Consider the following 24,382-nt stretch of genomic DNA (forward strand, 5'->3'; position numbering starts at 1 on the left):
TTAGGCAACTCCTTTAATATCTATTGGTAAACATAGACCGCATCCTAGACGTTTCAGGCTGTAACCTTCTTTGGGAAACCAAGCTTCGTCCCATTCCCACCATGTTTTATTTAAAGGTTCTGCAAGCACATACACACTACCTGATGGAACTGCATAACGTCCTCTTCCTAAATTTCCTTTGGCGCGGTAACGGTAAGCTACTGGTTTATCAGTTAGCATCTCTATTGTTTCGGGAAAGCTTTCATGTTGGGGATGACGATGAGAGAAACGATTGGAACCCCAAATACCTGGGGTAACTAACGCAAAGCTGCGTTTAATTGGCTGGTTCATGAGGTTTAAAAATTTCTTATTTTTTATTTCCTCAGACTCGATTTCTACAAGATGATTTTCACCACCAAAACGATACCAGCCGTTTTCGATGGGATATGTTGATAGATAAACTAAACAGGTATCTTCTGACATCTGAACGGAGTTTTCTAGAAATAGTCCGTCGGAGTCTTCAACACAGCGTTCTGAGTGTTTAATTTTGGGATGAAGAAAAGAAACGTATTTCCAAGGAATCTCTGCAACGGATTTATATTTATCAATTCTGATTGCTTTGGCGGAAGTTACCCAAGAATCTATAGTTTGCCAACGATAATCTGGTTCTAGCTTCTCACTCTTATTTTCTAACTCCCATTTGCTATCCTTTAATTGCCATTCGTCAACTGCTTTTTTGGCTATTATTTTATTCCAAGGAATGGGAATATAGAAGTTTTGCTTAGATTCGAGTTTCGCCCAAAATGGCCCGGCGACAAATAGATTAGCATTCAATTCATTTTGAGGAAACTTTTCGGTGGTTTTGTTTATACTAAATATTAAACCTGATAGAGTGGCGGCTTCTGGGGGGAATTTGGCACCAGAACGACCAACTAAATTTTCTGGTGAAAGAAATGCGCCTGCACTCCCATACATCAGTCCCAAGGGTTTAATAGTGATTAGGTATTTGAACATAAATGCCAGCCTACTTTAATTAAGTTGCTAATCCAGTCAATTGTAGTTTTTGCTCTATCAAAACTCTCATCTTCTTCGCTAAAGCCGACAATATGTTTAGCACTTTCATAATTTAGAAATTGTTTACCTTCGCCGGGAAAGTAAATATCAAAGAATTCAATAATGAATTTTTCTGTAAATGTATTTTTGTCAATATTAAAAGCCCGGCGGGATTCTAATTGAGCTAAATCTTGATAAACATGACTCCAATTTGATTCATGTTCTCGGTCTTGATATTTGGTTAATATATCTAAATAATCCCAAGGACAAGTCCACTGCACATATTGTCCGCTATTAAAGACGATTCTAATGGTGACTCGTCCACGTCCTGATGATTTGGCTAGCTTTTCGGCTTCCCGACAATGTTGTAAAATATCCCTTTGGGGAACGCTTGAACCTGCCCAAACAAATCCCACGCTTAACCCTATTTGCTGTTTATGCTTTTGCCATTCTTCGGGAAGTTTGCTTAACCATGCAAATGCTTGCTTGGCTGTAATCGCCTCTTGGTCTTTTTCTCGATAAATTACGCCTAAAAAGTCGTCTCCTCCTGCATATACTACTCGACCGATTTCTTTTGGGAAGTCTCTGTTAAATTCTTTCCCCCAGTGACGCATCGCTTGACTAAATTTTTTAATTTCATCATCTCCATTTTCTTTTTTTGCCAGTTCTTTCAGGTGTTTCCCGACTTCATCCCCATCACCCATAAACCAACCTGTCCAGCGTCCTTTCCCTGAGTCATTTTTGGCTTCGGAACTTCGATAAATTTCGCTGAAGCTTTCTAGTTTAGACATCTCTAAGTTGTGAGCAATTTCTGGTAGTGTGACTAAACGTTTCACTAATTCGGGAATACTTAATTTCTCATTGAGGGCGAAAAATTTACCTTCTGGTTCTGCTTCTTGGGGACGATTTTCTAAAACACACGCGAGGCTGTGATAGAAGGTTTTTATCTCATTTTTTTCTTTTGTCCACTGGCGATTTTGAGGATTTCTATCTTCTGCACCCAATCCCGGAAATGCGATCGCATCTGTTCCTGTTAAACTAGAACTCTCACCAATCCAGTTGACAGCAGTCCACCCACGAGAAAGTTTCCGCGTTTCTAAGTTATCCATCGCTTGTTGAATGCTGTCCCCTTCTCCCCAAAAGAATTCCCACGTATGGTTTCCCCAGTTCGTCCACTCTCTTTCCCAGTGGTATTTATAGTCTGGTAATTTCGCCTCTATCCAAGTTCGACATTCCTGCAATATTCCCTTCCACGCAGATAACAGTGTTTCTTGGATTTGTGTTGGTGAAAATTCTCCCTTGAGAAGGATACGATTTGGCATCCCTTTGTGGACGTTGGCGAGGGCTGGGGAAATTACCTCTGTGGTTTTTTCAGCTTCCAATACTAGCTGCTGGCTGAGATAAGACAGGATTAATGACGCACCATATAAATCTCGGAGTTTACGGGATTTCTCGATAAATCCCTGTACAGGTGCAAAGGTGATAGCAGTATATGTTGTCACTGTCACTAGATTACCTAAATGTACTCGTTTTTCTAGGCGTATACCAAAATATAGCTTTACATCAGTATTTATGTTGGTATAAAATTTTTAATTTTTACAATTCGTAATGTCTCATGAAGGCAGATTTTGTCATGTCATACCAAGAGTTACCTAGATATATCCCATAGATTTATGAGATTGGTTGGAAGTTATATATGTAACACTTGGCTGGTTAAGGTTGTATTTATATTTTGTCTGAATAATTACAAATGTAAATCGCTATTTATGCGAATGAGGAAATTTATCGGCAGTTCGAGTTTGCGGAATACTGCCCACAAAAAACCGCAGGTAGAAGTCTGCGGTTTCTGTTAATTCCACTTCTCCGAAGAGAAGCGACTGGTAGCCATTCTTCAGCTATTATTTATGTTCCGAAGTTTCCATTAATTCCACTTCTCCGAAGAGAAGCGACAACACGCGATCGCTGCTAGTGGTTCTGTAGCTGCTGACATTTTCCCGTTTCCATTAATTCCACTTCTCCGAAGAGAAGCGACTGGGAAATCAATAAGGGAATAAAAAGCCCTTATGCGTTTCCATTAATTCCACTTCTCCGAAGAGAAGCGACTATTCTATCGGCGATCGGCATTCCCACGTGGGGAGGCTTGTTTCCATTAATTCCACTTCTCCGAAGAAAAGCGACGATGTAGCGTTGAACGGCAGTGTTTGGAGTGATGTGTTTCCATTAATTCCACTTCTCCGAAGAAAAGCGACAGAGAAGCAACTTAACATCATCATTGGTGAGAAACGTGCTGAGTTTCCATTAATTCCACTTCTCCGAAGAAAAGGGACTAGAAGCCCTTTAAGCTTCCAGGGAGAAGGCTATAAAGGTTTCCATTAATTCCACTTCTCCGAAGAAAAGCGACGTTGGATCGACGTAATTCCCGGATACGTAGAAATCTACGTGTTTCCATTAATTCCACTTCTCCGAAGAAAAGCGACACCCCTCTTATTTAAACCCTTACGCAGCCAGATGTCCAGACGCCATTTGCGAGGGGGTATATACCTACAGCAAAATTCAACCATATTACATACACACAAAAACCCTGAAACCCTTAGACAGCAGGACATCGAGGGGGTCAACGAGATAATAGGCATTTCCAGCTTTTGCCGACCCCCTCGCAGAACATAATTTGGCGATCGCATTTGTGATTTCGGGGAACCCATTTGTGATTTCGGGGAACCCATTTATGATTTCGGGGAACCCATTTATGATTTCGGGGAACCCATTTATGATTTCGGGGAACCCATTTATGATTTTGGGGAACCCATTTATGATTTCGGGGAACCCATTTATGATTTTGGGGAACCCATTTATGATTTCGGGGAACCCATTTGTGATTTCGGCGAACCCATTTATGATTTCGGCGAACCCATTTATGATTTCGGCGAACCCATTTGTGATTTCGGCGAACCCATTTGTGATTTGGGCGATCGCATTTGTGATTTCGGGGAACCCATTTGTGATTTCGGGGAACGCATTGCTGATTAACCAGGGTTTTACCCCACCCTAACCCTCCCCTTGTAAAGGGGAGGGAACTAGATTCTGTTTCCCCCCTTTATAAGGGGGGATTAAGGGGGGTAATTTGACTTGTGTATACACGGCCTGCGGGGTGGGGTTCTTTTTTTATGGGTAAGCTACCGGACATGATATCACTGGTGATGAAACTATACCTTTTGCCTCTAACGCAGCCGCAACCCGTAAAATTAACGCTTCATTATATGGTGCTGCGATCAATTGTACACCTAAAGGTAAGGCATTTTGACGCTGAATTGGTACTGATAAAACGGGTAAACCGATGAAAGATAATGGTTGAGTAAATAGCCCTAAATGAGGACGGACAAGTATTTCTTCGCCATCCAAAATCATCGTTTGTTGACCAATTAGCGGTGCGGAAATTGGTGTTGTTGGGGCAAGAATTACATCGACATTTTGAAAAATTTCCCGAATGCGATCGCGGTACCATCTTCTAAACCGTTGTGCTTGGAGATACCAGCTACTTGGAATTAACGCCCCAGCCAAAAAGCGATCGCGTGTCGCTGTGTCAAAATCTTGAGGATGCGATCGCAGTTTTCCCAAATGCAGATTTGCACCCTCGCTAGCTGTAATCACAAAAGCTGCTGCACGGGCGCGGTGTGCTTCTGGTATGGTTATATATTCAGTGACTTCTATTGCATCAGCTACTTTTTGGACTGCTGCTAAAGCTTCCAGTTCTGCGCCTTTAGTGAAATAATCAGCTGCGATCGCAATTCTAATATCAGAAATATCTTGTTTGAGTTGTGATAAAACCAATTCAGGCGGACGCTTTGTACAAATTGGATCGCGATCGTCTTCTCCTTGAAGCACATCAAACACTGTGGCAATATCCTGCACCGAACGCGCAAAAGATCCAATGTGGTCAAAACTGCTAGACAATAAAGCTACCCCAGCACGAGATAAGCGTCCATAAGTTGGCTTGAAACCAAAAACACCACACAACGCCGCCGGAACGCGAATTGAACCATTAGTATCAGAACCCAGCGTCAGGGGTACTAACCCAGCAGCAACAGCCGCCGCCGAACCACCCGATGAACCACCAGCAACTCGTTGTAAATCATGGGGGTTGTGAGTCGCACCGTAATGGGAGTTTTCCGTCACAAACCCATAAGCGTACTCATCCATATTCAAAGCGCCAAGTAGCACAGCACCCGCTTGTTTCAGCTTTGCTACTGCTGTTGCATCTTGGCTAGCAGCTGGATTTTCTGCATTAATTTTCGATCCCGCCAGAGTCGTTAAACCAGCGATATCGAAGAGATTTTTCACTGCAAAAGGCACACCAGCCAGCATTCCAGGAATATTACCTTGGGCAATTTCGGTGTCAATACGTGCTGCATCTGTTAAAGCTGTTTCAGCAGTCACAGCCGTAAAACAGTTGAGTTGATTATCCCACGCGGCGATTCGGGCGATCGCAGCCTGAGTAACTTCCACCGCGCTAACTTTACCTTCACGCACAGCAGTTGATATTGTTATGGCATCGGCTGAATCAAAATTCATGCTGGAATATTAGGAGATAGCGCGTTTAGCTTTTTGAGTAATAGCAGTCTGCATAGTTTTTGCTAATTGTAGCAAAACAGCTGTAAAACCTAAATCTAAAATACAAGATAATAAAAACCAAAAGGGCAGAAATTTATCTTGAGGATTTTTAGCAGCTTCTTTAAAAGCGATACGATTCACAAAGTTTGACCCCATCATAAAAATATATAGCGGATTTATTAACGATCGCACTTGTTCACTCAAAGGTGTGAAATCATCACCTTCCACTTTAAATCGATCAGCAAAAGTAGACAAAGTGTTAGCTATTCCCCAAAGACTATATATAGGAATTAGAAATCGTGCGATCGCACCTCCTGGCGTAATCGGATATTCCTTGAAGAGATTCCTTAAATCGGCATGGAGACGATATAGCCAAATCAAAAAAACAATGAGTAAAGTTAAATTGAACAGTGACGTAACTATTGATATCAGTGTATCAAGAGAAGCAAGTAGCTGATAAAGTGGCTGTGCTATGACTTGCAATAAAGATAATAGCGTAGAAGCAATACCAAATCCTAACAGCACCCAAAGCAACCGCACCAACAATCTACCGACACCCGCAGACTTCAATGAACTAGCAGCATTGAAATTATTCATCTGATTTTCCAAGGTATAGTCGGCTAACATCTTAGTATTGTTAGTTATATTTAAAACCCAGTAAAATTACTTAAGAATCGACAGAGCTATTCTTGAAGCGATTATGGTTCAAAAACTGGTGCAACTTCAATATCCTCTGGTAGGGGAAACTCATTAACAAGATTAGCGATCGCTCTAATTCTCTCAAAATTTGCCACCACACCATCACGATACTCATTTCTTAACTCCAAATCCAACAACAACGCCATTTGATCAACATACTCACCCACATCAAACCCTTCTCTTCTCATCTCTCTGCGCCCTCTGCGTCTCTGCGGTTCGTTATTCTAAACTTATAACGCGGCGTGAGATACAAGAACCCCACCCCCAACCCCCTCCCCGCAAGCGAGGAGGGGGCTATGATGTACTTTATGTGATTGGGAAACGCTATATAACTTCTTAAATGCAATTAATCTTATACAGTAAACCCGGCTGTCATTTATGTGAAGGCTTGCAAGAAAAGCTAGAACAAATCCAAAATCTTAGTTTCGAGTTGGAAATTAGGGATATTACGACTCGTGAAGATTGGTTTGCTGCGTATCAGTATGAGGTGCCGGTAATTTATTTATCGAACCGCAGAGGCGCAGAGGACACAGAGGGGAGTGAGAAATTATTGCCGCGTCCTTCTCCTCGTGCTAGTGTGCAGCAGTTGGAGCAAATGTTACGTAAGTATTTAGCCAATTAGAAAAAAATAATGCAGAATAATCGCAAGATTAAGAAGGTGACGAGGTTCACAAGATGAAATTGCGGGAATTACTAACGGCGGTAGATAGTGTTGAACAATTGCCTAACCATCCGATTTTTGAGGATGTGGAAGTTAGGGGTTTGAAGACGAATTCCCATGCTTGTATTGTGGGAGATTTGTTTATTGGGATGCCAGGAACACGGGTTGATGGTGGGGAATTTTGGCAAAGTGCGATCGCATCAGGTGCCGTAGCTGCGATCGTCTCCCCTGAAGCTGCACAAAAAAATCCTCCCACAAATCAGGCTGTGGTGATCAGTGCAAGTAACATAACTCAAGCTTGCGCCCAGATAGCCAGTGCTTTTTACGGTTATCCGGGAAAAAAACTCAAGCTGGTAGGTGTGACTGGTACTAATGGCAAAACTACAACAACTCATCTAATTGAATTTCTGCTGATTAAAGCTAATCTAGCTACAGCTTTGATGGGAACTCTCTACACTCGTTGGGCAGGTTTTGAGCAAACTGCTGCCCATACTACGCCCTTTGCGGTGGAACTGCAACAGCAGCTAGCTGAAGCGGTAAATGCTGGTAGTGAGTTCGGGGTGATGGAAGTAAGTTCTCACGCTTTGGCGCAAGGTCGAGTGTTGGGTTGTGAATTTGAGGTGGCGGTGTTCACTAATCTTACCCAAGACCATCTCGACTATCACAGCGACATGGAAGATTACTTTGCTGCCAAAGCGTTGTTATTTAGCCCTGATTATCTCAAGGGACGGGCAATAATTAATGCTGATGATTCCTATGGAAAGCGGTTAATTGCCTCGTTAGATTCCGATCGCGTTTGGAGTTACAGTGTCAACGATAACAGCGCTGATTTATGGATGAGTGATTTAAATTATCAGCCGAATGGTGTCAGTGGGACATTACATACACCTCATGGTGAGGTAGCTTTTCGATCGCCACTAGTCGGACAATATAATTTAGAAAATCTTCTCGCAGCCGTCGGAGCAGTTTTACACTTAGGGCTAGATTTGCAGTTACTGGTATCTGTGATACCTGAATTTCCCGGAGTCCCCGGACGGATGGAACGCGTACAAATTACTGCTGACCAAGATATTAGCGTGATTGTGGATTATGCCCACACACCTGATAGTTTAGAAAATTTGCTGAAAGCTGCACGTCCATTTATACCTGGGAAGGTGATTTGTGTATTTGGTTGTGGAGGCGATCGCGATCGCACTAAGCGCCCAATAATGGGTAAAATTGCCGCCGAATTAGCTGATGTGGCGGTGGTGACATCGGATAATCCCCGGACTGAAGACCCAGAACGGATTTTAGGAGATATTTTGGCGGGAATTGATGATACAGTGCAGACAACTGTAATTTGCGATCGCGCGATCGCAATTCGTACCGCAATTTTACAAGCACAACCCGGTGATGGAGTCTTGCTTGCTGGTAAAGGTCACGAAGACTACCAAATTCTTGGGACTGAAAAAATACATTTTGACGACCGAGAACACGCACGCGACGCTTTACACCAAAGACTGAACATACAAGCTTAATTTCAAGGGTAGCAGAGATGTGCTACCCTAAAATAATGTGAATTTAACACAATTAAAATTTGCCCATAATTGATTGTTCATGTTTCTTTCCTTGGGGATTTTGTAAAAAATGCACACATAAAGGTGAGAATCGAAAACAGAATTATTTCTTGCTTCATCCTTGTTGTGCTTGACTCATGAATGTATCTCTGACTAAGGAACTGTCCGTTTATCAACTGGTTATGGGAGTGCAAGTGCCTCCTAAACCATTGTCCCTCAGTCCTGCGACTCTGCTATCACTAGTGAGAGCGCAAATTGACTTACTAATTGAGCAGCAAATTGCAGCAACTTTATGGGTGAAGCTACCACCGGATAAAATTTGGCAATCAGAATTAGCCCGTTATAAATCCTCAGTAGGTGCGTCTAGTTTCATTTACACTTGCCAGATTGACGAAAGCGGGAAAGGGGGAGATGAGGGAGCAGGGGGAGATGAGGGAGCAGGGGGAGATGAGGGAGAGGGAAGAGTAAATGCCTCCTCATCCCCCTCATCCCCCTCATCCCCCTCATCCCCCTCATCCTCTCATCATGTCTCTGTTCACCTCCCACCAGATAGCCAACTGCGACGGGAAAACTTTCTGATGGTATTATCGCCCCAGTTTTGCAGTTTAATTTTGGCTCATCGACCACTTAAAAAACGCAAAAATCAGACATCGGGGAAGGTAAATACTAATAAAAACCAGCCGTTGCTGATTATAACTACTGTTGAGGGGAGAATAATTCAGCAAGTATTAAATGGTATCCAAAAAGCGATCGCGCCAGAATCATCCCCAATTTTACCTGCTAGTTTTATTTGTCCAAGTGCGCCCCAAGCCGCACTGATGAATCAACTATTGGCAAAACAACTCCTGCGACAAGATGAAATTAATCGTCAAATCATTACAATACGCAGCACCAAGTTGCAGCAGCAAAATCAAGAACTGCACAACAAAGAGCAACTCAAAGATGAATATCTGAAAAATGTCTGTCAGGAATTGCGTACACCCTTAACGCACATGAAGACAGCACTTTCGTTATTGAATTCCCCTAATCTTAAACCCCCCCAGCGACAACGTTATTTACAGATGTTAAATACGCAGTGCGATCAACAAAATTCCCTGATTACTGGTTTGTTGGAACTGGTGCAGCTAGAACGCAATTTGGAGGGGAGGGCTTTGGAGTCGGTGCGTCTCTCAGATATTGTACCTGGAGTAGTCAGTACCTATCAAACAGTAGCCCAAGAAAAAGGGATTATCTTAACCTATACGGTACCCACTGAACTCCCATCTGTTTGGTGCGTGAGTGGTGGTCTGAGGCAAATTGTGATCAATATGCTGCACAACAGCATTAAGTTTACCCCGATTGGTGGTCAAGTATGGGTGCGTGCCCGGATTCAAGGCGATTATGTCCAATTAGAATTCCGCGACACAGGTATCGGTATTGCCGAAAATGAGATTCCCAAAATCTTTGATCGGTTTTATCGTGTGCGGACAGCCGCAACTGAAGATTATGGTGGTGCTGGGTTGGGGTTAACAATTGTACAGCAATTGCTGCTGCGCTCTGGCGGATCTATTTCTGTCAAAAGTAAATTATCTGAAGGTTCCACATTTACAATACAATTGGCAAGTGTTGGCGATATCCCAAGAGCGATCGCTACAAAAAATGAATGATCAGTTGTGATACCATTTCACAGAAACCCTGATACATATAGATTTCTCGTAGGGGCACAGAAAAAGCTCATGCGTGTCAACTTAAAGTGAAAGCCTTTTAAAACCTCGTTTCCAGCAAGAAGCTGGAAATGCACCTCATCGCGGCTCTGCCGCAAGTCTTGAGGCGGCAGCCCTCTCGGAAGGCATTAAGAGTCGGAGACTCTTAACGAGATAATACAATTGGCAAGTGTTGGCGATATCCCAAGAGCGATCGCTACAGAAAATGAGTCATGAGTTGTGAGTCATGAGTCATTAGTCATGATGACCATCAATAACATTTAGAAAATCTTCAGCCGTGATCATCGGGCAAGAAAAATTATCTTTTAGACTGAGTAAATCGCGATCGCCCGTCACGAGATAATCAGCCTCACTGACCACAGCCAAAAGTAAAAAAGGCACATCAAACGGATCGCGACATTCAGGAATTACAGGCAAGCGGTCGGGCATCGCTACAGCTTCACAAAAGAGTATGTAATCCGATAGTAAATCTTCTTGCTCAGTTGGCGTGAGCTTAAACTTTGGATCAGCCAGCACTCGGATTAACTCAGTCGTTGTCGCTTTAGAAACCAGGGGAGTGAAGAGATCGTCCTGCCATGCCAAACGAAGCCTAGATACTCTGCCCCCAAATATCAGCGCAGAGATGATGATACTAGTATCAATTACCACCCGTGGACAAACCATTACGACTGACGCGCCCAAGCCACTGCATCAGCCACATCCTGCTCACTCAGTCCTAAATCCGCCAGCTTAGATCGAACCGCATCAGCCCGCTGAATTTTTACAGGAGTCAGAATAATTTGCCCCCCCTCCACCTTTACCTCAAAATACTCAGCCTCCCCGATTTCACGAGTAATACTTTTAGGCAGCGTTAGTTGATTCTTAGAAGTTAACTTGGCGAGCATGACTTGCCTCCTAGCTTTTGCTATCAAATGTAAGGATTCCTTACTTGAGTATATACATCCTACCTTACTAAATCTAAAACCCAATCACAGAATTCTGACGCCAAGCCGCAGAGCAATCCTAAGCTTTGCTCCTGAGTTCTGAATTCTTCTTATAAAGCCTGAAATGACTGCCAGTAACTCCTAACTCTTAACTCCTGGCTTCTGCTTGCTAACTTCCAATGGCAGGAAAATCGTCAAAACTTCCCCATAGTGTGGACGCTGGCGCACAATCAGTTTTCCACCGATCGCCTGAAACAAATGCTTAGTTGCGGCGATATTCAAACTAATCGTACCCGTTTCGGGTTGGAACATCAGCAGTTGACCTAGAGCTTTCCGAATTGGTGGCCTTGCAGGTGTGGCAGCTTTATTGGAATCTTTGCACCCAAATTGAGGCGATAATTGTAACTTCAGTTGATCTCCAGCCGGAATAACTTGTACTTGAATATGGCTGCCAGGGGGTAAGCTGCGAGTGAAATTCTCGATCAAACCAGTGAGTACCTGATCGAGCATGGTGGGATTGCTCACCACCGTTGGTAGTTGCTGAGGTAAAACAACATTTAAAGTTAAGTTCCGCCGATGCGCTGCTTGTTCCCAACGAGGAATGCTCTGCTGCAACACTTGATCTAAAGACATCGGCGTGAGTTGAGTTTTTGAGGATTTTGCTGAAGCAGTAGTTTCTAATTCTGCTGCCTTAAACAACAACTCCATGCGGTCAATTTGCTCGGTACACTCATGATCGATAATCTTTAAGCGATTAATCACGCTAGCATCTAAGTCTCGCCGCTTCAACAGCAGACGAGTCATGGTGCGAATAGTTGTTAAAGGTGTGCGGACTTCGTGAGCGAAAGCTTGGAGCAATTCCACATCAGGATTTGGGGATTTGGGCATTGGGCATTGGGCATTGGGCATTGGGGATGGGTTATTCTCCTTGTCCTCCTTGTCACCAGTCCCTAGTAAAGAGTCCCTAGTCTCTTCTGGTTCTGTTAATTCCTGAAGCAATAACTGGCTAAACTCATTCATGATGCGGTAATCTGGTGCTACCGGGGAATACTGTTCTACTAATGCGTCTAGGCGGGCAAAAAATTCTGGATTAGCCAGCATTACCCTTGCTCCTAGCGATCGCCAAGCCTGCTGTACTACTTCTGGTTCAAAAGAAAATGAAAAGGTTTTTTTACCGTTCTTGTGGGTTGCTAAAACCAGCACTAATCTAAATTTTTCTGTAAAAACTAAGCAAAACTGCTCTGCCCCTAACGGATCGGCAGGTAGTAAGGGAAGTACCGATTCATGGGGAGCGATTTGTTCATTTACAGATGCGTTGGCGTAGCCCAACTCTGGGATCGCATCTGGCATCTGAAATGGCATCAGCGCCAAGGGATTAAATGGTTTTGCTGAAAAAGTTACTGTTTCTAAGCTTTGAGTCAGTTTTGGCTGACTAAATAAGGGTGCTGGTGCAGCTAAAACTAATCCTTGGGTTGTGGCAGCTGAAAGATTTGCTAAAGTATTTAATAGCAAATGTTCTGTCGCCGCTAGGCTGACACGCCACTGCCGTTCTGCTTTAGCAGGCGAACATTCAGCCACACTTGATTGATTTTCAGCCAAGATTTCGCTCAAGCTTGGCAATATCCATTTATACACAGGTTTTCACCCCCTTAACTCAAGAGTGACTAACAGCGTCTAGGGTAGACATTTCACTACTACTTAAAAGGTTATAGCTATTTGCGTACTGTTGATAGTGGTAGAACCGAACAATTCGGGCGCAATTTCCCCTATAAGTTACAGCTATTTTCAGGTAAATAGCTGTAAGACTACGGTGTACACATAAGTTATCGAATTACCCAAAACAAAGAAAAACCTCACCCTGTCTTATCGGACATGCCTCTCCTTAATAAGGAGAGGGACAGCTTTTGCATAGCAAAATCTTTCTTGAGGTATCTCAGGGGCTGCGCGATAAATCTTAAATGGCCTCACCAAAGACTTGTGTATACACCGCATCCTTACAGCTATTTTCAGGTAAATAGACCACGCGGTAAGGGCACAGCAGTGCTGTGCCCCTACGACAGATGTGGTTCAAATAGATGAAAACTGCTGTAATAAGGAGAGGGAAAGATTTACCCAAGGGTAATCTTGGGTGAGGTTTTAATTTGTTGGTTGTAGAGTTTCAGGCTTCAGTGCGTAAGTGCTAACTTCTTAGGAACCCGAACAGGTAGGGAGTTTAGACCAAGAACCGTGAGGAGGGACAGTAGGTGCAGAGGCAGTGAGAATCACCTCACCATTAGCTCCGTACATCCATCCCTGAGCTTCAATCAGTGGTGCAGATTTAAGAGCATTGTGAGGTTTGTTGCTAGTAATCGAGTTTTTTGGGTCGAGAGCGTTTTCTTGTGGCGTTGAGATACTTGCGCTCTGGACAGTTGGGATTTGATAAGTTTGATAGGGTGCAATTGAGGGGTCATCTGGCATCACTGGCAAACCTCCGTTCCCCGTGATGATAAATTTTCCTTGTGGTCGTTTACTCCGTGCAATGCAACTATTGGCAATCAATTGGGAAGTATCGATGATGTTTGTGGGCAGAGCATTTAAGCCTTGACTAGGGTTAACATCGAGCGTGTTGAGTTGCACTACGCCATTGAATTGAGAACCACGAGCAGAACTAGCTGTAATGTCACTTAATGGCGTGGGTTGTAGACGAAACTGGGTACCAAAGATGCCAGAAGCATTGACAATTACTCGACCACCAAAGCTATCTTCAGCATTGGCAGTGATGTCGCTATTTTCTTTTGGAACAGCCACTAGGTTATCGGTATCAATCGTAATATTGCCACCAGTGGCAGTACCAGTAGCGTCGGTAGTAATGCTACTACCTCGGCGTAGGAGCAATAAATCCCGCGATCGCAAATTAATATTTCCCTGTCCTCCTTTTGTGTCAGCACTGATTCTTGCATTGTTGTCAAGATTGATAGAGTTAGCTTCAACTATTAATGAGCCTGCAATTCCTGACCCTTGACTACTCACCGTTACTTGGGCCCCATCCTTTAAAGACAGCATCCCGGTTGTAATGTTTATATCGCCCCCCTTGCCTACGCCTGTGGATTCCACAGTACTGAGTACTTGACTGGGGTTTCCATTGTTGCCGGCTCCTTCCAAGGAGACTCTATCTTGAGCAAATATATTCACATTGCCTGCATTGCCTTCCCCTGCGGTTCTGGCATTCAATACAGCGCCATTTTTCAGATCAAGTGACCCAGTGGTAATATTGATGTCGGCACCCTTGCCCACCGCATTTGGGAACATATTGCTGAATGCTCCACTCGGAAATCCATTGCTACCTATCCCATCAAAGGTAACGGTATCCCCGGCAGTAATATTCACACTGCCTGCATCCCCCTTTCCACCATAGTTGGTAGCAACCAGCTCACCACCATTTATAACAGAGAGTGACCCAGTGCTAATATTGATATTGCCTCCCTGACCTTCGGCTCCTGTCTGCACTCCGCTGACTATCCAAGTGTCATTTTTTGTGCGATTGCCATCCAAGGAAACTGTATCGCGGGCAAATATATCCACACTGCCTGCATCTCCTTTCCCATCGACTCTGGCATTCAATTGAGCGCCATTTTTTAGATCAAGTGACCCAGTGGTAATCTTGATATTGCCTCCCTGACCTTCGGCTCCTCTCCGCACTCCGCTGAGTACCGAGCTGACATTTGTGCCATTGCCATCCAAGGAAACTGTATCGCGGGCAACTATATTTACACTGCCTGCATTTCCTTTCCCATCGACTCTGACATTCAATACAGCGCCATTTTTCAGATCAAGTGACCCAGTGGTAATATTGATGCCGACACCGTTGCCCACCCCCTTTGACAACACATTGCTGAATGCTCCACTCGGATATCCATTGCTACCTATCCCATCAAAGGTAACGGTATCCTCGGCAGTAATATCTACCCTACCTGCATCCCCCCTTCCACCATAGTTGGTAGCAACCAGCTCACCACCATTGGTAACAGAGAGTGACCCAGTTTTGATGTTGATATTGCCTCCTTTGCCCACGCCTGTTGGTCGTACAGCACTGGATGCCTGACTGGCATCAAAGGAAACGGTATCACGGGCAACTATGTTTATACTGCCAGCCTTCCCCTGTCCAGAGGTTTCGGTATTCAGTAGACCGCCATTTATTGCATAAAGCGATCCGGTCGTTATATTGATGTTGCCACTGTTACCTACAGCCGTTGATTGCACTGTATTAGAGATACGACTTCCATTCAGGTTTATTGCATCTGTTGCATTAATTTCAATATCTCCCGTCTGTGAGTCAACAGAACCCAACCCTGATGGTATCCCTGATTGTAGCTGTGTACTTTCTCCAGTCATATCCAAGGAACGGGCATTGATCGCAATACTGCCCCCAGCACCAGCGAGTACATTGACATCAGTGCCATTGCCCAGAGATACATCACCTCGTTCAACGCCATTAGGAAAACTTAAACCAAGGTATGAGGCATTAATACTCATACCAACTGTACCAATGTCTGCCATACCTCCCAACTCCACATTTCCACCCGAAGCTAGGAGTTGACCACCCTTAAGCTCCACATTACCGCCTACAAGTGCTAAGGTCTGACCAGGATTAACTTCTAAATTAGAATCTTGTACCTGAATCTTTCCCGGATTTCTTCCAAATTGTAAGCCAATGGGTACATTGATAGTCAGCAAAGGTGGAGTTTGAGAATTTACAGCACTGAATTTAATCCCATCACTAAAATTAAGACTATTAGCAGTACTTGCAATAAACGAACCGCCAATATTCAGGGAGGCATTGGAGTTAAAGACAATTCCATTCGGATTGATTAAAAATAAATTTGCAGGGCTATTTGCCCGAATCAACCCATCAATATTTGAGACTGAGTTACCTGTAACGCGAGTGAAGATGTTCTGAATCTGCGTCGCATTATTGAAAAACGCTTCCCCGCCTGTAGGTACGGAAAACTCGCTAAAACTGTGGAACAGATTGCTTCCCCGAACTGTTCCACCTTCAATCGTGCAAGCTGTGCATCCCGGCGCGACCCTGGAATTTACCTCAAGTGTATTATCAGGAATAATTTGGGCGTAGACGGGGCTAGTCATTACAAAAGCACAGCATCCCGTTATAGTTATCGCCCCAGAACTAAATAGCAGAGATTCCCAACTTTGATAACACCTTAATTTAGCTTTCACAAGACTTATCGACTCCTCACAACCAGTTATTCATACTATGTCATCAACTTTAACAAGTTGTCATATTGCTTAACTAAGGTGCTGATTTTCCAATTTTGGAAAACTAAATTCCTCAAACTGCAACACGGAGTCAGTTGATTATTTGTATCCTAGTCTTGAAGGATAATTTTTACTTACAGCAGAAATCATGTATTTGAACCACATCTGTCGTAGGGGCACAGCAATGCTGTGCCCCTACCGCGTGGTCTATTTACCTGAAAATAGCTGTAAATGGCAAGTTAATTTCTCGCCACAAAAAGTTAAACCTCCTCTAGTTTTGGTAGGTTGAATAAATATATTATTAAAAAGTAAACCAGTTATGAACCGAGAGCCAAAGCAAACTTTGCAAAAGTTTTTAGTTGTTGACGACCACGAAGCCATTCTTCAAGGTACAATTCCAGCGCTCAAAGAGAAATATCCAGAAGCGGAAATCTTCGCGGCTCAGGATGCCCAAACTGCGTATCAGCAATTTGAACGCCACCACCCAGATTTGCTAATTGTGGACTTATGTCTGCCAGAAAAGCCTCAAGCTCTAGCTCAGGTTGAGGTTGGTATGCAACTGAGCAAAACTTTGATGGAAAGCACTCTTGCCCCTAACTTAGTGGTGGTGAGTACCAATGTCAAACCGTTGGTACGTCTCAAACCGATAATTAATGCTTATGAAGGTGGCTTTGCCGCTATGGATAAGTCTTTGCCAATCCGCGAAATGTTGAAGTTAGTTGACTTGGCATTGCGCGGCTCTATTTATTTATCTTCAGAATTGCGATCGCGCCCAGAATTTGACCGAAAATGGCTCGAGGTACTGACGCTGAAATATCAAGAAGGCTTAACAGATAAAGCGATCGCTCAAAAAATGAAGTTGAGCGATCGCACTGTCAGAAATTATTGGATTAGACTGCAAGATTCTTTGGGTGTCTATGACGAACCTGGTAAAGAATTGAGAATTCAAATTGAGATCGCAGCTAGAAAAATCGGATTAATCAATTGATGAAGTTTACGCTTCTTATAAAAGGCTATTTCTGGAAAAAAGTTTATAAACAACTGCAACCCTGGGGAGAAGTTATTCTCCCAGGACTCTCAATAATCGGATTGATTGTGCTGGTTCGCTCAACAGGATTATTGCAATCGCAAGAGTGGCTTGTATTCGACCAATTGCTACGGATGCGGCCTAATGAAGCTATCGATCCACGGGTGGTAATTGTCGGCATTGATGAAGAGGATATTAACTATGTAGGAAGCTATCCCATACCAGATCAAGACATTGCTAAAATGTTGAACATTCTAGATACTTACAAACCTAGAGTCATCGGTCTGGATCTTTTTAAGGACAAAGATAGTAATTCAGATCGTACAGACTTCGCACTTGCCTTGAGAGAAAATCAAAATATCATTGGAGTTGAAGTTGCATTAAATCAGAAACGAACTTTTAATGTTAAGCCACCGCCTGAATTACCTCCCGAACGAGTTGGCTTTGCAGATGTAATAGTTGATCCTGATGGCAAGCTCCGCCGCAGCTTGATGGCAAGCAAGACTTACACGGGAAAACTTAAATACTCCTTACCTTTGCGTTTAGCACAATTCTATTTGCGCGAACAAGGAATTGTATTTAATCATGGCAGTCGTTCTTACGATCCGATCGGGTTTGGTTCGAGTCAGCTAGTCCGCTTTCTCCCCAATTCTGGCGGATATGTGGGAACTGATGCTAATGGCTTTCAGATACTATTAAACTTTCGCTCTGATCCCGAACCTTTTCGCATCTTATCTTTGAGAGATGTCCTCACTAAAAAAATTGATCCCAATTGGATTAGCGATCGCGTCGTGATTGTCGGCATGACTGCCTCCAGTATTAAAGATAGATTTATCACTTCAGCAGTAAAACGTACATTTTATACTAAAGATTTAGGATTTGAAAATTCTGCTAATCAGTATCAATGGATTTATGGTGTAGAGATTCACGCCCATGCCACGAGCCAAATTATTAGTAATGTTTTAGACAGACGACCACTGTTAAAAGTGTGGTCAAAATTTTGGGAATATTTGTGGATTTTAGCTTGGGGTTTACTTGGCATAATTCTGGGTTTAATCCTGAAATCTCCTCTAAAAACACTGTTGAGCCTGGGGTTAGCTAGCATCGCACTTGTGGGAGTTTGTTATATTTTCCTAATTGTAGGTTGGTGGATTCCTTTAGTACCAACCTTGTTATCTCTAGCATGTGCCGGACTGACAACATCTTTTTTCGACCGAGATTTAAGAACATTACTCGAACAACGTAGTCTAACTCTCAAGCGCTGTTTTGAGACAATCCATAATGGACCTCTGCAAACTCTGGCTGTAATTTTAAGGGGTCTTGGCGAAGAAGACATAGAAACACGGAACTTGCGATCGCAACTTGAACAACTGAATCGGGAGTTACGAAGTATCCCTGATTCTCTTAGTCAAGAAATGCTGAGTCGCAATGACAGTCTCTACTTAGAGGGAAATGTGGTTCTCGATCTACAAATTCCAATTTCTGAGTTACTTTATCATATTTACGACAGTACCTTACAAAGAAAATTTCCAGGATTTGAGACAATTCAAAGTTTTATTCCTCCCAACTTTGAGCCACTAGAAGATTGTTACTTAAATGCAGATCAAAAGCGGGGCTTATACTTATTTTTGCAAGAAGCTTTGTGTAATGTCGGCAAACATTCCCAAGGAGCTACCCGTCTTGATGTTATTTGTTTGCGATCGGCGAGCGAGTATTGCTTGCAAATAATTGATAATGGATCTGGAATTATATCCAAATCTCACTATCAAAGTGGCGGGCGAGGAACAGACCAAGCTCAAGATTTAGCCCGAAAATTGAGAGGTAAGTTTCGACGATTTCCTCACTCTCCCCAAGGCACTGTCTGCGAGTTGAGTTGGCCTATAGCAAGAACTTGGCGACAACGATTTTTGTATCCAGATAATTGGAAATGACTAATATTGTCAAAATTGATACTTTGAGTAAATGCATATAGGTTCTGACTTTAACAACAGCAGATTACAGAGATAAATAATATCATGTCGGCTGAACTGACCATAATAAAAAAACCTCACCCTGTCCTATCAGACATCCCTCTCCGAACTCACGGAGAGGGACAGGTTTTGCGTAGCAAAACCAGGGTGAGGTATCTCAGAGGCTATGAGACTTAAGGGACTTCCAAATAAAAAAATATCCAACTATTTATTGTGGGGTGGGCGTCACGAGAGCCTTTAGTTACTGGGCTCTCGTGACGTCCACCCCACAAGATTGGATAATTTATTTCTTGGAAGTCCCTAACTGTAAATTGCGTTGAGAAAAACTTGTGTGTACACTGTATTTAATTATGTATGCGATATCCACTGATTTAGCAACTAGAGTCGAAGAGATCGCTGATTAATTAAAATATTACTTTGTGCCATCATGCAACGCTTGCCATACCGTATTCGTCGCGTTTGGGCAGTTATCTTCCTCACAACGCTAACCTTATGCTTGTGGTTAGCACATCCTTCTCTAACAATTGGGCATCAGGGAATCGCAGAGATCGCAACAGCTAAATCGTCGGCTTTAACACAGCAAGGACTTAAGCTATATCAAGCTGGCGATATTCAAGGAGCAATCAAGTCTTGGCAAAAATCCCTCTCCTCCGATCAAGAGAGCAACAGTAATTCTGCTGATAGAATAAGTGTCCTCACATACCTTGCCAGAGCATACCAACAAGTAGGTCAAATACCCGAAGCGATCGCGCAATTAAAGCAAGTTATTGCCTACTATCGTCAAACAAAGGAGCCGATAAAAGTAGGACGGATGCTGACAGAACAGGCTCAACTTTACAGTAGCTTGGGACAGCACCGACGGGCAGTTGCTATTTTGTGCGGTCAAAATCAAATCAATTTGCCATGTACTCAGGATAGTTCCCTAGAAATTGCCCGCCACCACTCAGATGATCTGGGCGAAGTCGCCGCTTGGGGCAGTCTGGGAAATGCTCATCGTCTCCAAGGCGAGTACGAGAAAGCTATTCAAGATTTTGAACGCAGTTATGAAATAGCCCAGCGCATCAATAATCAAACTTATATAATGTCTAGCTTAAATGGTTTAGCCAATACCTACGCTAGTCTGGCTAAGGGGAATGAGCGTCGTGCTGAATTCGCTAGCGAGGTAGGCGATAATAAAACAGCCCAAAAATTCCAGCAAGACGCGGTTAGTGATGATAACCAAGCTGCACAATATTTTGAACAAAGTCTGAATCTAGCTCGTAGCCAAAACGATAGAGTAAACGAACTGCGATCGCTACTAGGTCTAGTTAGGCTTTATTACCGCCAACATCGTCAGGATAAAACCATAGTTAACAATACATTACAGCAAGCGATCGCTGTATTGGAACAATTGCCTGACTCCCGCGAGCAAGCTTATGGGGCGATTCAACTCGCTAATCTTTTACAACTCGTTAACCAAAACAGCAAGTCGGTAACAACTGACCCAGCAACTCAATGCTTAGAGTCAGAATCGTTACTCCCGTCTATTCAACTACTCAATAAAGCTGTAAAAATCACTCAAAAAATACAAGATCGGGAGGGAGAATCCTTTGCCAAAGGTCGATTAGGACATATTTACGAATGTCGCCATGATTATCAACAAGCGATAAATTTAACTCAACAAGCGCTGATTGGCACGATCGCAAACGAGAGCCTTTACTTGTGGGCTTGGCAGGCGGGACGCCTATCTAAAGCCACAGGTCGGGTGAAAGAAGCGATTAATTTTTATGAACAATCTATTGACAGCCTCAAAACTATCCGTAGCGACCTGACCTTAGAACAGCGAGATTTTCAATTTGACTTTCGAGACAATGTTGAACCAGTTTACCGCGAGTTGCTGGAGTTACGCCTAGAGCAAAGTCAGCATCTTGTTAAAGAATCTGATATTCAACAGAATTTGAAATTTGTCCTTCTCGGAATAGATGAATTAAGGCTAGCAGAACTACAAAATTATTTAGGTAATGATTGTGATTTAGCACAGATTCAGGAACCAGTGCCATTAATCGGGAAAAACACTGCTGTCTTGAGTTCGATTATCTTGAAAGAGCGCCTAGCGATCATTCTGACTTTGGCTGACGGCGATCAAAAATTTAAATCACGATTGTTTTGGGTACAGGCTAAGAGTCAGGAAGTCAAAGATGTAATCAATGACCTCCGAGTTAAACTAGAAAAGCGCTCCGATTTGGTAAACAGTTATAAAGCCAAAGCTCAACAAGTGTATGAGTGGTTCATTCGTCCTTTTATCAAATATTTAGAAACAGAGAAAATCGAAACTTTAGTATTTATCCAAGATGGAATTCTTCGGAGTGTCCCGATGGGGGCGCTGTTTGACGGCAAGCAATTCTTGATTGAAAAGTATGCGATCGCCACTGCCCCAGCACTGACTCTAACCAATCCAATCCGTTATAACCCTCAAGAATTAAGAATATTGGCTTTCGGCTTGACACAGGCAGCTACCGTTGAAACGGATGCGGGTGCAAAATCTTTTGAGCCGCTTAGTCAAGTGAAATTAGAGATTAAAACCATTACAACGAGTTTACCTAAAAGTAAGGGCTTACTGGATCAAGACTTTACACCCGATCGCTTGCAACAAGAGTTACAAAAAAATACTTACCCAGTAATTCATCTCGCAACACACGGCAAGTTTGGGATTGATGATAGAGAAACATTCTTGGTGACTGGTAAAAAAGTGGAAGCAAATTATCAAAAATCTCGCCGAACTGAGACTTATAATGAAAAATTGACAATAGCCGACCTTTATGAACTAATTAGTAATAGCCGCGATCGCAATCATCCCATAGAGTTATTGACCTTGACAGCTTGTGAAACAGCAGTAGGTAGCGATCGTGAAACTTTAGGTCTAGCTGGAATCGCCATCCAAGCGGGATCTGAAAGTGCTATGGCCTCTCTATGGAAAATTGATGATGCCGCAACCGCGCAACTGATAGCCAAATTTTATCAAAGTTGGCACAGTGGACTAAGTAAAGCCAAAGCTTTACAAGCGACTCAAATAGCTTGGCTACAAGCGCATCAGCAGCAACTTGAAAGTCACCCTGGATACTGGGCACCATTCATTCTCATTGGTAACTGGCTGTAAACATTTTTTGAATTAATTTGGTGGTCAACTTTCGTAGTGGCGGGTCTAAATCCCCCACTAAATTGATTCTGAATTCTGAATTCTGAATTCTGAATTCTGAATTCTGTTTCAAACTTTCCCAAACCGCCGCTCCCGTTGCTGGTAGGCACACAAGGCGCGGTGAAACTCAGCCCGATCAAAATCAGGCCAGAGAGTATCGGTGATGTAAATTTCGCCATAAGCCATTTGCCAGAGAAGGAAATTTGAAAGGCGCATTTCTCCACTTGTGCGAATTAACAAATCTGGGTCAGTAATTCCGGCTGTATACAAGTGGCTCTCAAACACCTGCTCGTCAATTTCATCGGGTTGTAGCAAACCTTGCTGAACTTGCTTTGCGATCGCCTGACAAGCTTGTAAAATCTCCTGCCGTCCGCCATAATTAGTTGCCACCGAAAACCGGATACCCCGATTATCCTTGGTTTCTGCCATCGAACGGGAAATTTCTTGTTGGAGCGATCGTGGCAAGTCTTGCAAATTTCCCACAAACTTAATTTGCACATTCTTTTCGACCATTTCCCGCAGTTCTTGGCGCAAAACTCTTTGAAACAGAGTCATCAAAAAATCCACTTCTTCCTGCGGTCTTTTCCAATTCTCTGTCGAGAAAGCATAAGCTGTCAGTGCTTGAATTCCCCAATCTTGACAACAGCGAAGTAAATCCTTCAGAGCATCTACTCCTCGCTTATGACCCATAATCCGGGGTAGACCCTGACGTTTAGCCCATCGACCATTGCCATCCATAATCACTGCAACGTGCTGGGGCAATAGTTCTCGTTTTAAATCAGTAGGCAAATCTTGCAGTTTAGTTTGTTGTCCTGTCATTTTTTATCTCGAGAAGCGGTCGATGGTAATCCGAGTAAACGTGAAACCAGTGCTAGTGTCTTCCCACCTATCTGATGAACAAAACTCAACAGACCAGGAGCAACAGCTTCTCTATCCACGGTTGGGGACAAAAGAGCCTCTAATGACTCTTTCAGCTTCTTAATTGTCAGTGGTCTATTTAGGATTCCGCGTTCCGCTAAGGAAATGGAACCCGTTTCTTCAGATACAACCACACAAATGCAATTTTCGACCCGCTCAGTAATTCCCATTGCCGCCCGGTGGCGTGTTCCCAACTGGCGCGAGGCTGTGCGTCCCGAAAGTGGTAAAATTATACCCGATGACACAATCCGTGAGCCACGAATCAATGTCGCTCCATCGTGTAACAAAGTTTTCGGCTGAAAAATTGTTTGGATCAGTTCCTTAGAAACCTCCGCATTCAGCTTTACTCCTGGCACAGAAAAATCTCGCTCATCAATTGGCCCTGTGGTTTCTAAAATTAGTAAAGCTCCAATGCGGTTTTTTGACAATTCTTTAACAGCCTCGACAATTTCATCAATTACACTATCAGATTTGGGGATCGCCAGACGGTCTGGTTGAAACATCTGGCGGAATTCGCCACGCCCCAATTGCTCCAAAAACCGCCGAAACTCTAGCTGTAGAGCAACTGCCATCGCTACAGCACAACCAATCACCAACTTTTCCAGTACAAAACTTAGCAGAAGTAGTCCTAATCTGCCACTTAGTGCTGAGGCTAGCATTAAGATAATAAACCCCCGCACCATCCACAGTGTCCGGCGCTCACTAATGATAACTAGTATCATATATGTCAGCGCCAGCACTAAGACAATATCCAGAGTCCCAAGTAGCAAGGACTGTGACCATCCTAGGTTTGTCAGCCATTGCTTCCACCAATCTCTCATGACATCTGGATTACACTTTTGCCTCTAATTACATTT

General features: G+C 43.3%; 18 protein-coding genes and 1 CRISPR repeat array. Of the genes, 7 read left to right on the forward strand and 11 right to left on the reverse strand.

Going from position 1 to position 24,382, the window contains the following annotated elements; translation table 11 throughout:
• Complete coding sequence (locus tag V7K27_RS05095; RefSeq protein ID WP_334944939.1) at positions 1-993, reverse strand: type III-B CRISPR module-associated Cmr3 family protein; 993 nt, start codon at positions 991-993, stop codon at positions 1-3.
• Positions 978-2,534 carry a Cas10/Cmr2 second palm domain-containing protein gene (locus tag V7K27_RS05100; RefSeq protein ID WP_334945006.1) on the reverse strand — a complete coding sequence of 519 codons (1,557 nt, stop codon included), beginning with the start codon at positions 2,532-2,534 and terminating at the stop codon, positions 978-980. Before V7K27_RS05100 ends, V7K27_RS05095 begins: the two co-directional genes overlap by 16 nt.
• 340 nt (positions 2,535-2,874) lie before the next feature.
• Positions 2,875-3,505: direct repeats of the CRISPR family, unit length 32 nt; unit sequence GTTTCCATTAATTCCACTTCTCCGAAGAAAAG.
• Positions 3,506-3,883: 378 nt separating this feature from the next.
• Here V7K27_RS05100 and V7K27_RS05105 point away from each other — a divergent pair.
• The gene (locus tag V7K27_RS05105; protein WP_334944941.1) at positions 3,884-4,081 is read left to right on the forward strand and encodes a hypothetical protein; all 198 of its coding nucleotides are present in this window, start codon (positions 3,884-3,886) and stop codon (positions 4,079-4,081) included.
• 113 nt (positions 4,082-4,194) lie between these two features.
• On the opposite strand, the gene V7K27_RS05110 is transcribed toward V7K27_RS05105, so the two are convergent.
• From V7K27_RS05110 to V7K27_RS05120, 3 genes are all read right to left on the reverse strand, one after another.
• Positions 4,195-5,601, reverse strand: coding sequence for an AtzE family amidohydrolase (locus V7K27_RS05110; RefSeq protein ID WP_334944943.1), 1,407 nt, complete (start codon positions 5,599-5,601; stop codon positions 4,195-4,197).
• A 9-nt stretch (positions 5,602-5,610) separates the two neighbouring features.
• Positions 5,611-6,267, reverse strand: a complete 657-nt coding sequence (locus tag V7K27_RS05115; protein WP_334944945.1) for a hypothetical protein — start codon at positions 6,265-6,267, stop codon at positions 5,611-5,613.
• A gap of 71 nt (positions 6,268-6,338) precedes the next feature.
• The gene (locus tag V7K27_RS05120) at positions 6,339-6,527 is read right to left on the reverse strand and encodes a DUF4089 domain-containing protein (protein WP_334944947.1); all 189 of its coding nucleotides are present in this window, start codon (positions 6,525-6,527) and stop codon (positions 6,339-6,341) included.
• Between the two features lie 152 nt (positions 6,528-6,679).
• Here V7K27_RS05120 and V7K27_RS05125 point away from each other — a divergent pair, with 152 nt between their 5' ends.
• The 3 genes from V7K27_RS05125 (at position 6,680) to V7K27_RS05135 (ending at position 10,202) form a co-directional block, all read left to right on the forward strand.
• Positions 6,680-6,961, forward strand: coding sequence for a glutaredoxin family protein (locus V7K27_RS05125; RefSeq protein ID WP_334944948.1), 282 nt, complete (start codon positions 6,680-6,682; stop codon positions 6,959-6,961).
• Positions 6,962-7,014: 53 nt separating this feature from the next.
• A complete protein-coding gene (locus V7K27_RS05130) occupies positions 7,015-8,517 on the forward strand; it encodes a UDP-N-acetylmuramoyl-L-alanyl-D-glutamate--2,6-diaminopimelate ligase (protein ID WP_334944950.1) in 1,503 nt (500 codons plus the stop codon).
• 176 nt (positions 8,518-8,693) lie between these two features.
• A complete protein-coding gene (locus V7K27_RS05135; RefSeq protein WP_334944952.1) occupies positions 8,694-10,202 on the forward strand; it encodes a DICT sensory domain-containing protein in 1,509 nt (502 codons plus the stop codon).
• Positions 10,203-10,493: 291 nt separating this feature from the next.
• Here the strand turns inward: V7K27_RS05135 and V7K27_RS05140 are convergent, their stop codons facing one another.
• From V7K27_RS05140 to V7K27_RS05155, 4 genes are all read right to left on the reverse strand, one after another.
• Positions 10,494-10,907 (reverse strand): putative toxin-antitoxin system toxin component, PIN family, encoded by a 414-nt coding sequence (locus V7K27_RS05140; protein WP_334944954.1) that lies wholly within the window; start codon positions 10,905-10,907, stop codon positions 10,494-10,496.
• A gap of 14 nt (positions 10,908-10,921) precedes the next feature.
• A complete protein-coding gene (locus V7K27_RS05145; RefSeq protein ID WP_029637898.1) occupies positions 10,922-11,143 on the reverse strand; it encodes an AbrB/MazE/SpoVT family DNA-binding domain-containing protein in 222 nt (73 codons plus the stop codon).
• Between the two features lie 180 nt (positions 11,144-11,323).
• On the reverse strand, positions 11,324-12,817 hold the full coding sequence (locus tag V7K27_RS05150; RefSeq protein WP_334944956.1) for a sensor histidine kinase: 1,494 nt from the start codon (positions 12,815-12,817) through the stop codon (positions 11,324-11,326).
• A 552-nt stretch (positions 12,818-13,369) separates the two neighbouring features.
• Positions 13,370-16,306 (reverse strand): S-layer family protein, encoded by a 2,937-nt coding sequence (locus V7K27_RS05155; protein ID WP_334944958.1) that lies wholly within the window; start codon positions 16,304-16,306, stop codon positions 13,370-13,372.
• Between the two features lie 448 nt (positions 16,307-16,754).
• Between V7K27_RS05155 and V7K27_RS05160 the strand changes: the two genes are divergently transcribed.
• The 3 genes from V7K27_RS05160 to V7K27_RS05170 all read left to right on the forward strand — a co-directional run bounded on the left by V7K27_RS05160 (position 16,755) and on the right by V7K27_RS05170 (position 22,568).
• Positions 16,755-17,423, forward strand: coding sequence for a response regulator transcription factor (locus V7K27_RS05160; RefSeq protein ID WP_334944960.1), 669 nt, complete (start codon positions 16,755-16,757; stop codon positions 17,421-17,423).
• Complete coding sequence (locus V7K27_RS05165; protein WP_334944962.1) at positions 17,423-19,393, forward strand: CHASE2 domain-containing protein; 1,971 nt, start codon at positions 17,423-17,425, stop codon at positions 19,391-19,393. The genes V7K27_RS05160 and V7K27_RS05165 overlap by 1 nt, the downstream gene beginning before the upstream one ends.
• Positions 19,394-19,859: 466 nt before the next feature.
• Positions 19,860-22,568, forward strand: coding sequence for a CHAT domain-containing protein (locus tag V7K27_RS05170; RefSeq protein ID WP_334944964.1), 2,709 nt, complete (start codon positions 19,860-19,862; stop codon positions 22,566-22,568).
• A gap of 108 nt (positions 22,569-22,676) precedes the next feature.
• On the opposite strand, the gene V7K27_RS05175 is transcribed toward V7K27_RS05170, so the two are convergent.
• Together V7K27_RS05175 and cdaA are read right to left on the reverse strand one after the other, a co-directional pair.
• Complete coding sequence (locus V7K27_RS05175; protein ID WP_334944966.1) at positions 22,677-23,426, reverse strand: isoprenyl transferase; 750 nt, start codon at positions 23,424-23,426, stop codon at positions 22,677-22,679.
• Positions 23,423-24,346: a diadenylate cyclase CdaA gene (cdaA, locus tag V7K27_RS05180; protein ID WP_334944968.1), complete on the reverse strand. Its 924-nt coding sequence runs from the start codon at positions 24,344-24,346 to the stop codon at positions 23,423-23,425. Before cdaA ends, V7K27_RS05175 begins: the two co-directional genes overlap by 4 nt.
• Positions 24,347-24,382 lie beyond the last annotated feature (36 nt).

The organism is Nostoc sp., from assembly GCF_036919575.1.
GTDB lineage: Bacteria > Cyanobacteriota > Cyanobacteriia > Cyanobacteriales > Nostocaceae > Nostoc.